This window comes from Pedobacter arcticus A12 (genome assembly GCF_000302595.1).
Classification (GTDB): domain Bacteria; phylum Bacteroidota; class Bacteroidia; order Sphingobacteriales; family Sphingobacteriaceae; genus Pseudopedobacter; species Pseudopedobacter arcticus.
In genome coordinates this window covers 1,203,380-1,212,503 of the sequence record NZ_JH947125.1, presented here as the reverse complement: position 1 = coordinate 1,212,503, position 9,124 = coordinate 1,203,380, and the positions used below count along the sequence as shown (strand labels likewise).

The following is a 9,124-nucleotide window of genomic DNA, read 5'->3' as shown; positions in this document are numbered from 1 at the left end:
TCTTTTCTTTTAATATTTTGTTTTGGAATGGTGGAACTTTGGAGGATTGGAAGATTCCTCTTTGTTACCACTATTCTCTTTTGTTTTGTAATCCTCTTTTCTTTTAATATTTTGTTTTGGAATGGTGGAACTTTGGAGGATTGGAAGATTCCTCTTTGTTACCACTATTCTCTTTTGTTTTGTAATCCTCTTTTCTTTTAATATTTTGTTTTGGAATGGTGGAACTTTGGAGGATTGGAAGATTCCTCTTTGTTACCACTATTCTCTTTTGTTTTGTAATCCTCTTTTCTTTTAATATTTTGTTTTGGAATGGTGGAACTTTGGAGGATTGGAAGATTCCTCTTTGTTACCACTATTCTCTTTTGTTTTGTAATCCTCTTTTCTTTTAATATTTTGTTTTGGAATGGTGGAACTTTGGAGGATTGGAAGATTCCTCTTTGTTACCACTATTCTCTTTTGTTTTGTAATCCTCTTTTCTTTTAATATTTTGTTTTGGAATGGTGGAACTTTGGAGGATTGGAAGATTCCTCTTTGTTACCACTATTCTCTTTTGTTTTGTAATCCTCTTTTCTTTTAATATTTTGTTTTGGAATGGTGGAACTTTGGAGGATTGGAAGATTCCTCTTTGTTACCACTATTCTCTTTTATTTTTTAACGCTCTTTGCTGTTGTAAATCGCTTTTGGAATGGTGGAATGTTGAACGGTTGCTTTCCAGTATTCCAATACTCCATTATTCCACTATTCCAAACTTACCACTATTCTCTTTTATTTTTTAACGCTCTTTGCTGTTGTAAATCGCTTTTGGAATGGTGGAATGTTGAACGGTTGCTTTCCAGTATTCCAATACTCCATTATTCCAAACTAACCACCATGAAAGTCCCCAATACTCCAAACTTGCCACGCCACAAGCTCCTCCATCACTCCAATTCTTCGTCTTGCAAATCCTCCTTACCTGAACGAATCTTCCCAACTTCCGTCTTTCAATTTAACCTGTAAGGACTTAATTAGGTTAATCAACGCATTTTCTGTTTTAAAATGTAAGCTATCTAACTTTTCAAAAGTCTGCTCACTGATTTGACCCGCTTTTAAAAAACTAATTAAACTTGAATGAAACTCGCCACTCGAAGCTAATGCAATATTCAGAAAATTCAAATATTCTTTAATTCCTCTCCTACAATACCCCTCTGCAATATTTCTGCTAATGCTATGCGCACTATCCAAACAGTTTCCAGCCGTCTTTTTTAATTCGAACGGAAAATTCATCAGAACAGGACAACAAAGAACATACAAATCAATGGCATCGCTCCAGACTCTCAGCTTTTTAAAACCCCGATTGACGTTCTTTCGTTCCATTTTTAAGTAGTTTCTCGTCTCTTTCGTTATTCTCTTTATTTTTTAATGCTCTTTCTATTGATATTCTTTTTTGGAATAATGGAACTTTGGAGGATTGGAAGGTTCCTCTTTGTTACCGCTATTCTCTTTTGTTTTGTAATCCTCTTTGCTGTTGTAAATCATTTTTGGAATGGGAACTTTGGAGGGTTGGAAGGTTTCTCTTTGTTACCACAATTCTCTTTTGTTTTGTAGTGCTCTTTGCTGTTGTAAATCATTTTTGGAATGGTGGAATGTTAAACGATTACTTTCCAGTATTCCAATACTCCATTCTTCCAAACTTACCACCATTCAAGTCCTTCCGTCACTCCAAACTAACCACCCTGCAAGTCCTCCCCTACAAAATCTTTCCGTCTGCAATATCTATCAAATACTTTCCGTAACCACTTTTCACCAAAGGCTCTCCCAATTTACGTAGCGCTTCTTTATCTATAAAATTCATACGGTAGGCTATTTCTTCGATACAACCGATTTTTAATCCCTGACGGTCTTCAATCACTTGTACAAATGTACCAGCTTGCATTAGGGACTCGAATGTTCCGGTGTCTAACCAAGCCGTTCCTCTGCTCAACAAACCTACTTTAAGTAACCCTTTTTTCAAATAATACTTATTGATGTCGGTAATCTCCAATTCTCCCCTTGGCGAAGGCTTGATGTTTTTCGCAACTTCAACCACACTGTTATCATAAAAATACAACCCTGGTACTGCGTAATTTGATTTTGGGTTTTCAGGCTTTTCTTCAATAGAAATAGCTTTTTTATCGGCATCAAATTCCACTACACCATATCTTTCAGGATCATGGACTGGATAAGCGAAAACTACGCCTCCTTTTGGGTCATTGTTTGCCTGCATCAGTTTAGCCATTCCGTCGCCAAAGAAAATATTATCTCCTAAAACTAAAGCTACCGCATCATTACCGATAAATTCTTCTCCAATAATAAAAGCCTGTGCTAAACCATCTGGAGAGGGTTGTTCGGCATAGGAGAATTTGCATCCCATGCTTTCTCCGTCACCCAATAATTTCTGAAATCCTGGTAAGTCTTGAGGGGTTGAGATGATTAAAACTTCATTAATCCCAGCTAACATCAACGTGGCTAAAGGATAATAAATCATCGGTTTATCATAAACCGGCATCATTTGCTTGCTTACTGCAAGCGTAAGTGGATGTAAACGAGAACCTGTTCCTCCTGCTAAAATTATTCCTTTCAAGGTGGTATAATTTAAATTATTATGTTTTTCTGTTAGAAATGCAAAGGTAAAAATTTAACCCTTATTTAAAACATTTATATTTTCTTCTAGTTCATCATACCAATCTTCCCCATACTTTCTTATTAAAGGCTCTTTTAAAAACTGATAGACTTTAACTTTATGCTCGTTGCCCAAAGTGCAAGCCGAACTACAAATGCTCCACCGATCGTAATGCAACATATCGAACTCCGGATATTGGGTTAAACGAATTGGGTAAAGGTGGCAGGAAATAGGCTTTTTCCAATCAATCACCTTATCTTCATAAGCTTTTTCAATCGCACATTTGGTAATTCCATTTTCCCAGGTTACATAAGCACATTCTTTATTAACATCCACACAAGTCGTGGTATAATCGCCCTCAAAATCCTTTACCGATGTCCCTTGTTGCTCAATAGCTTCAATTCCTTTTTGCGTCATATAGGGTTTTACCTTCGGATAAATTTCCTCCAAAATCGCCAGTTCATCCTCGTTTAAAGGCGCTCCAGAATCTCCCTCTATGCAACAAGCTCCCTTACATTTTTCGAGGTTGCAGATAAAGTTTTCTTTGATCAACTCTTCCGAAACTAAATGCCCCCCTATTTCTAACATTACTTTTTCACGCATAGTTTTCTTGCTAATAGTCGATTGTCCATGGTCTATGGACTATAAACTATGATCTATAATATTCCCCTCTTTATCCACCATTCCTCTTTTTACCGCCGGGTTTCCGTACCAAAGTTCAAAATTAGCAGTGCTTTTCGTTAATACAGAGCCTGCGCCCAACAATGAAAATTCGCCTATATTATTGCCACAAACTATGGTGCTATTGGCGCCCAAGGTTGCTCCTTTTTTAACTATTGTTGTTTTAAATTCGGCTTTGCGATTAATAAACGCCCTAGGGTTCAAAATATTGGTAAACACTACAGATGGTCCTATAAAAACATCGTCTTCCAGCGTTACACCTTCATAAACGGAGACATTGTTTTGAATTTTAACGCCATTCCCCACTTTTACATTTTTACCGATAAACACATTTTGCCCGATATTACAATTCGCTCCAATAGTAGTTCCTTCGGAAATGTGCGAAAAATGCCATACGGAAGACCCGCCTCCAATGCTTACATTTTCATCAATTATGGATGTTGGGTGCACAAAAAAATTAGGATCTTGCATCAAAAAAAGCTATTATCTGAGCGCAAATATAATCTATATCTTTCAGTGTCAATAACTGATGGACGGGTAAAGACAAAACTTCGTAGCTCAGTTTCTGGGCAACAGGAAACTCGGCACCGTAACTTTGATAAGCAATCTGGTCGGTAATTGGCATTGGGTAATAAATCATACTGTCGATACCTTTAGCTGTTAAGTGTTCTTTAAGCGGGTTTCTTAAACCATTTGCCACTTTTATGGTAAACTGATGCCAGGAATTTTGACCGGCCAAACAATTATCTGGCAATTCAACAAGCTTAAGATTTTTTAATCTATCCTTATACCGTTCTGCAATGGCTGATTTTCTTTCTATAACCTGATTTAGCTTCGTGAGCTTCACTTTAAGAATACCTGCCTGTAAACTATCTAACCTTGAGTTCACTCCAACCAAATGGTGGTCGTATCTCTTCTTTTGCCCGTGATTGGCAATCATTCTCGCTCTTGCAGCTAGCTCATCGTCGTTGGTAAACAAGGCTCCACCATCGCCAAAACAGGATAGATTTTTGGTAGGGAAAAATGAGGTACATCCAAAATCGCCGATGCTACCCAAAAACTTTTCTTTACCATCGATTGAATATTTTCCACCTAATGCTTGCGCACAATCTTCGATAATCTTAATTTTATTGCGTTGCGCCAGCTCACACAGTGCTTCAAAATGAGCGGATTGGCCAAAAAGATGAACGGGGATAATGGCTTTGGTTTTTAGGTTGATCGCTTTTTGTACCGAGGCGATAGCCAACTGAAAATAGGTTTCGTCCACATCAACAAAAACGGGTGTTGCACCCAGCAAGCATACCACTTCTGCTACTGCGATATAAGAAAAAGCTGGAATAATCACCTCGTCTCCTGCTTGGATCCCCAAAGCCATCAGGGAAATCTGCAAGGCATCGGTTCCGTTGCCACAGGAAATAACATGTTTTACATTAAGATACTGAGCCAAATCCTGTTCGAAATCACGGACAATCTTGCCCTGAATGTATGAGCCACTTTTTAAAACCTTGGTAATCACCGGCAATACCTCTTCTGCCAATAAAACATATTCGGCCTCTAAATCAATCATTCTGATACTCATAAACGTACTATCCTTAAATTCTTTCGTAAATTTTGTTTTTGTTTTTCGGATTAACGTTTTGGAATGTGTAAGCGGAAGCAAACGATTTTAGACCGTTAAAAGTTAGGTATGTTGATGTGTAGCTTAGTTCAGCTTATATGGTGCAATTAAAGAAAATTCTGGGATTTTTACCTCAAAAACTTCTTCATCTACCAATCTTTTTACTTGAAAAGAACCTCCCATGGTTCCCATATCTGTTTTTAAATTGCAACCAGAAACATATTCGTGGTATTGCCCAGGCTCAATAATAGGCTGTAAACCCACCACTCCTTCTCCTTCAACCTCTCTTTTTGTACCGTTTGAATCAAAAATTAACCAATGGCGACGTAACAACTGGATGCTATAATCGCCCAAGTTTTCAATCTTAATTTGATAAGCAAACATAAAATGCTCGTTAGCCGGATTTGAATACTCCGGCTGATAGGTGGTTTCCACAGAAACTTTAACGCGTTCAGTAATTTGGGCTACCATATTTTTATTCTTTTACTCAATTTATCAGAATTATTTTAAAATCGCAAAATTTAAACCAATTCTAAACTAAATTTATTTTCAATATCATTTAAAACATCTTCTATCTCCGCAATATGCTCTAGCGAAACCAATTTCATCCGCCAATCTTTAAAATTAGCAATTCCTTTAAAGTAATTGGCATAATGACGACGCATTTCAAAAATACCGGTTTTTGGACCTTTCCATTCAACCGATTTTTGCAGATGGGTTTTACAAGTATCCACACGTTCTTTTAACGTTGGCGGTGCTAAATGTTCGCCGGTTTCAAAAAAGTGTTTTACCTCTCTAAAAATCCAGGGATAACCAATTGCCGCTCTGCCAATCATGATCCCATCTACCTCATATTCCAACCGCCAATCAGCAGCTTTCTCCGGTGAATCTATATCTCCATTCCCGAAAATCGGAATTTTTATCCGTGGGTTACGTTTAATTTCTCTGATCAAACTCCAGTCTGCACTGCCTTTATACATCTGCGAACGCGTTCTACCGTGAATTGTTAATGCCTGGATACCTACATCCTGCAATCTTTCGGCAACCTCGTAAACGTTTTTGGTATGATCATCCCAACCTAAACGGGTTTTAACAGTTACTGGTAAATGGGTGGCTTTAACAACGGCAGCCGTCATGGCTACCATTTTATCAATATCCTGCAACAAACTTGCTCCTGCTCCACGACAGGCTACATTTTTTACCGGGCAACCGTAATTGATATCAATCAAATCGGGATTAGCTAAGGAAGATATTTCTGTTGCCTGACGCATGTGATCAATCTCTGAACCGAAAATCTGGATTCCGATTGGTCTTTCATATTCAAAAATATCCAGTTTCTGCCTACTTTTAGCGGCATCCCTAATCAAACCCTCCGAAGAAATAAACTCAGTATACATCATATCCACGCCACTTTGTTTACAAACAAAACGGAACGGTGGATCGCTCACATCCTCCATCGGCGCAAGCAAAAGCGGGAAATTTCCCAAATCGATATTTCCTATTTTAACAGACATTCAGGAATCAAATCATTAATTTAACCGCAAATTTACCAAAAAAGTATCTATTATGCCTCACTTGCAGAAAGCAAATGTCTACCACCCTTGGTTGCAGATCATGTTTTTGATTTTATGCACCTTGGTAGGTGCTGTGGTATTCACCATTATCGGCTTACTGATTTGGTTTTTAATCAGCGGTAACACAAACATTGCTATGCTTACGGGGAATCCGCTAGACATGGATATAAACCTACTTAGGGCTATACAAATCAGCAGTTCTTCTGGAATGTTTATTGCCGGACCAATTGCTTTCGCATATATTAACGAGGTTAACCCGAAGCACTATTATTATTTCGACAATAAGTTAAACCCGGCTTTACTATTAACCGTTTTTTTATTGATGCTTTTTGCCATTCCTATTTTTGAGTGGGTTGCTTTGGTAAATCAAAAAATGAATTTACCTGCCTTTTTAAAAGAGCTGGAAATTTGGATGAAAGCCAAAGAACTGGAAGCTGGTGAAATAACCAAAAAGCTATTGGTAATGAAAGATTATGGCGACTTGGCAATTACGCTTTTAATGGTGGCAGTGATCCCAGCAATTGGCGAAGAACTGTTTTTTAGAGGCGGATTGCAGAACATTTTAGGGCAATGGTTTAAAAACCATCACACCGCAATTTGGGTAACTGCTATTATTTTTAGCGCCATACATATGCAGTTTTATGGTTTTTTTCCGCGGATGATTTTAGGTGCCCTCTTTGGCTACTTATTGGTGTATGGGCAAAGCATATATTTACCAATTCTGGGGCATTTTTTAAACAATGGAAGTGCTGTGCTGGTGGCTTTTGTGATGCAGAAACAGGGTAAAGGCTTAGATAATTTAGACCAGACTAGTTCTTTTAATACTTATGGCTACCTTATTAGTGCGATAATTACTTTAGCTTTACTCTTTCTTTTTTTTAAACAAACCAAGAAAACCACACGCATATATGGATAAAGATTGGGTTAAAATTTATACTTCTACAGATTTCTACAAAGCCGAAATTGTACGTCAGGTTTTAATAGACCATGATATTGAGGCTGTGCTGATGAACAAACAAGATACTTCTTATAAGTTTGGCGAAGTGCATATCAATGTACCCAACCAACACTTTCAACAAGCTTTAGAAATTATTTTACAAAACGATTTATAATGAAAACAAGAGCTATAACGGGTTTCATTTTTGTTTTAGTGATGTTGGCTTCTTTACTGGGAGGACCTTATGTGTTTGTTGCCTTTTACCTATTTTTAAGCTTGATGTGTTTGGTGGAGTTTTTCTCATTGGTGAACACCACCGGATTACGTCCGCATAAAAACATGGGCTACATTGCAGCGCTTGTTATTTTTATATCTGTGGCTGGTCGTTTCTTTATCAATTTTGAAAGTAAATGGTTGCTCATTAATATCCCATTACTTTTTGGGATTTTTATCCGCGAGCTTTATAAAAAATCTACACTCCCGTTCAGCAATATAGCCTACACTTTTTTAGGATTGATTTACGCCGTAATACCCTTTGTTTTTTACGTAAGTATTGCATTTATTTCAGGTACCTATAACTCTCATTTGGCACTAGCTTTTTTTCTGATGCTTTGGGCAAATGATACGGGTGCCTATCTGTTTGGAGTAAAGTTTGGGAAGCACCGTTTGTTTGAAAGACACTCGCCAAAAAAATCATGGGAAGGCTTTATTGGTGGGATTTTCACCAGTGTTTTGGTTGCCTATATTATTTCCATGTTTTACACCGATTACGCTTTTTATCACTGGATGGCCATGGGATTAATTATCTCCTGCTTCGGCACTTTAGGCGATTTGGTGGAATCGATGTTTAAAAGGAGCATAGATGTTAAGGATTCGGGCAAGATACTTCCAGGGCATGGCGGTGTGTTAGATCGCTTTGATGGTTTGCTTCTTTCTGCCCCAGTAATTTTCGTTTACCTCTATTTGATTACTTATTAGTAATTTCGCTAAAATTTTTAAAAAATGACTTTTCATAAAGAAGGATATACCTCATTAGCGCTTTGCGTTTTATTTATAGCCATAACCAATGCTGTTATTCATTATTATTTGCCAGATCTTACTTGGTTTGTATGGCTGTGGTATGCGGTTTCTTTATTCTTATTTATAACCATCGTCCAGTTTTTTAGAAGCCCAACACGTACTTTAACTATCGACGAAAGGCATATTATTTGCCCGGCCGATGGTAAGGTGGTTGTTATTGAAGAAACCGAGGAGGGAGAATATTTCAAAGATAGAAGACTGCAGTTATCTGTGTTTATGTCGCCTGTAAATGTGCATATCAACAGAAACCCAATTAGCGGGGTTGTAAAGTATTTTAAATACCATCCCGGCAAATACTTGGTGGCTTGGGATCCTAAATCATCAACAGAAAATGAAAGAACCACTACGGTTGTAGCCCATAAAAAAGGTTTTGAAATTTTATACCGACAGATTGCTGGTGCTTTAGCTCGTAGAATTGTTTGGTACTTAAAGGAGGGTGACGAAGTTGAACAAGCAGCGGAATTTGGCTTCATCAAATTCGGCTCTAGAGTAGATGTTTTTTTACCGCTAGGAACCAAAGTAAATGTAAATTTGAATGAGGTGGTTAAAGGTGGTGTTACTGTTTTAGCTACTCTACCAAACAACGTTTAAAAAAT

The 9,124-nt window shown here is 37.6% G+C and carries 12 protein-coding genes; 4 read left to right on the top strand and 8 right to left on the bottom strand.

Features of this window, described 5'->3' with window-relative positions; all coding sequences use genetic code 11:
• Positions 1-772 precede the first annotated feature (772 nt).
• The 8 genes from B176_RS20905 to dusB form a co-directional block, all read right to left on the bottom strand.
• Positions 773-970, bottom strand: a complete 198-nt coding sequence (locus B176_RS20905) for a hypothetical protein (RefSeq protein WP_154647900.1) — start codon at positions 968-970, stop codon at positions 773-775.
• Positions 949-1,353 carry a four helix bundle protein gene (locus tag B176_RS19125; protein WP_083852687.1) on the bottom strand — a complete coding sequence of 135 codons (405 nt, stop codon included), beginning with the start codon at positions 1,351-1,353 and terminating at the stop codon, positions 949-951. The genes B176_RS20905 and B176_RS19125 overlap by 22 nt, the downstream gene beginning before the upstream one ends.
• Before the next feature lie 373 nt (positions 1,354-1,726).
• Positions 1,727-2,599: a glucose-1-phosphate thymidylyltransferase RfbA gene (gene rfbA, locus B176_RS0106735; RefSeq protein ID WP_017258028.1), complete on the bottom strand. Its 873-nt coding sequence runs from the start codon at positions 2,597-2,599 to the stop codon at positions 1,727-1,729.
• Positions 2,600-2,653: 54 nt separating this feature from the next.
• The gene (locus B176_RS0106730) at positions 2,654-3,241 is read right to left on the bottom strand and encodes a DUF3109 family protein (protein ID WP_017258027.1); all 588 of its coding nucleotides are present in this window, start codon (positions 3,239-3,241) and stop codon (positions 2,654-2,656) included.
• Positions 3,242-3,280: 39 nt separating this feature from the next.
• Positions 3,281-3,790 carry an N-acetyltransferase gene (locus tag B176_RS0106725; RefSeq protein WP_017258026.1) on the bottom strand — a complete coding sequence of 170 codons (510 nt, stop codon included), beginning with the start codon at positions 3,788-3,790 and terminating at the stop codon, positions 3,281-3,283.
• Positions 3,777-4,898 (bottom strand): DegT/DnrJ/EryC1/StrS family aminotransferase, encoded by a 1,122-nt coding sequence (locus B176_RS0106720; protein ID WP_017258025.1) that lies wholly within the window; start codon positions 4,896-4,898, stop codon positions 3,777-3,779. Before B176_RS0106720 ends, B176_RS0106725 begins: the two co-directional genes overlap by 14 nt.
• A 123-nt stretch (positions 4,899-5,021) precedes the next feature.
• Positions 5,022-5,408 (bottom strand): Co2+/Mg2+ efflux protein ApaG, encoded by a 387-nt coding sequence (apaG, locus tag B176_RS0106715; protein WP_017258024.1) that lies wholly within the window; start codon positions 5,406-5,408, stop codon positions 5,022-5,024.
• Positions 5,409-5,458: 50 nt separating this feature from the next.
• Positions 5,459-6,451, bottom strand: a complete 993-nt coding sequence (gene dusB, locus B176_RS0106710; RefSeq protein ID WP_017258023.1) for a tRNA dihydrouridine synthase DusB — start codon at positions 6,449-6,451, stop codon at positions 5,459-5,461.
• Positions 6,452-6,503: 52 nt separating this feature from the next.
• On the opposite strand from dusB, the gene B176_RS0106705 reads away from it, so the two are divergent.
• The 4 genes from B176_RS0106705 to B176_RS0106690 are packed head-to-tail and all read left to right on the top strand — an operon-like array spanning position 6,504 to position 9,119.
• On the top strand, positions 6,504-7,427 hold the full coding sequence (locus B176_RS0106705; RefSeq protein WP_026063199.1) for a CPBP family intramembrane glutamic endopeptidase: 924 nt from the start codon (positions 6,504-6,506) through the stop codon (positions 7,425-7,427).
• A complete protein-coding gene (locus B176_RS0106700) occupies positions 7,420-7,623 on the top strand; it encodes a putative signal transducing protein (RefSeq protein ID WP_017258021.1) in 204 nt (67 codons plus the stop codon). The genes B176_RS0106705 and B176_RS0106700 overlap by 8 nt, the downstream gene beginning before the upstream one ends.
• A complete protein-coding gene (locus B176_RS0106695) occupies positions 7,623-8,426 on the top strand; it encodes a phosphatidate cytidylyltransferase (protein WP_017258020.1) in 804 nt (267 codons plus the stop codon). The genes B176_RS0106700 and B176_RS0106695 overlap by 1 nt, the downstream gene beginning before the upstream one ends.
• Before the next feature lie 24 nt (positions 8,427-8,450).
• The gene (locus B176_RS0106690; protein ID WP_017258019.1) at positions 8,451-9,119 is read left to right on the top strand and encodes a phosphatidylserine decarboxylase family protein; all 669 of its coding nucleotides are present in this window, start codon (positions 8,451-8,453) and stop codon (positions 9,117-9,119) included.
• Positions 9,120-9,124 lie beyond the last annotated feature (5 nt).

Excerpts from the sequence above, each read along its gene's own strand:
- dusB (WP_017258023.1), bottom strand. The coding sequence starts at position 6,451 with ATGTCTGTTAAAATAGGAAATATCGATTTGGGAAATTTCCCGCTTTTG.
- B176_RS0106725 (WP_017258026.1), bottom strand. The coding sequence starts at position 3,790 with ATGCAAGATCCTAATTTTTTTGTGCACCCAACATCCATAATTGATGAA.
- B176_RS0106720 (WP_017258025.1), bottom strand. The coding sequence starts at position 4,898 with ATGAGTATCAGAATGATTGATTTAGAGGCCGAATATGTTTTATTGGCA.
- apaG (WP_017258024.1), bottom strand. The coding sequence starts at position 5,408 with ATGGTAGCCCAAATTACTGAACGCGTTAAAGTTTCTGTGGAAACCACC.
- B176_RS0106690 (WP_017258019.1), top strand. The coding sequence starts at position 8,451 with ATGACTTTTCATAAAGAAGGATATACCTCATTAGCGCTTTGCGTTTTA.
- B176_RS0106700 (WP_017258021.1), top strand. The coding sequence starts at position 7,420 with ATGGATAAAGATTGGGTTAAAATTTATACTTCTACAGATTTCTACAAA.
- B176_RS0106695 (WP_017258020.1), top strand. The coding sequence starts at position 7,623 with ATGAAAACAAGAGCTATAACGGGTTTCATTTTTGTTTTAGTGATGTTG.
- B176_RS0106730 (WP_017258027.1), bottom strand. The coding sequence starts at position 3,241 with ATGCGTGAAAAAGTAATGTTAGAAATAGGGGGGCATTTAGTTTCGGAA.
- B176_RS19125 (WP_083852687.1), bottom strand. The coding sequence starts at position 1,353 with ATGGAACGAAAGAACGTCAATCGGGGTTTTAAAAAGCTGAGAGTCTGG.
- B176_RS0106705 (WP_026063199.1), top strand. The coding sequence starts at position 6,504 with ATGCCTCACTTGCAGAAAGCAAATGTCTACCACCCTTGGTTGCAGATC.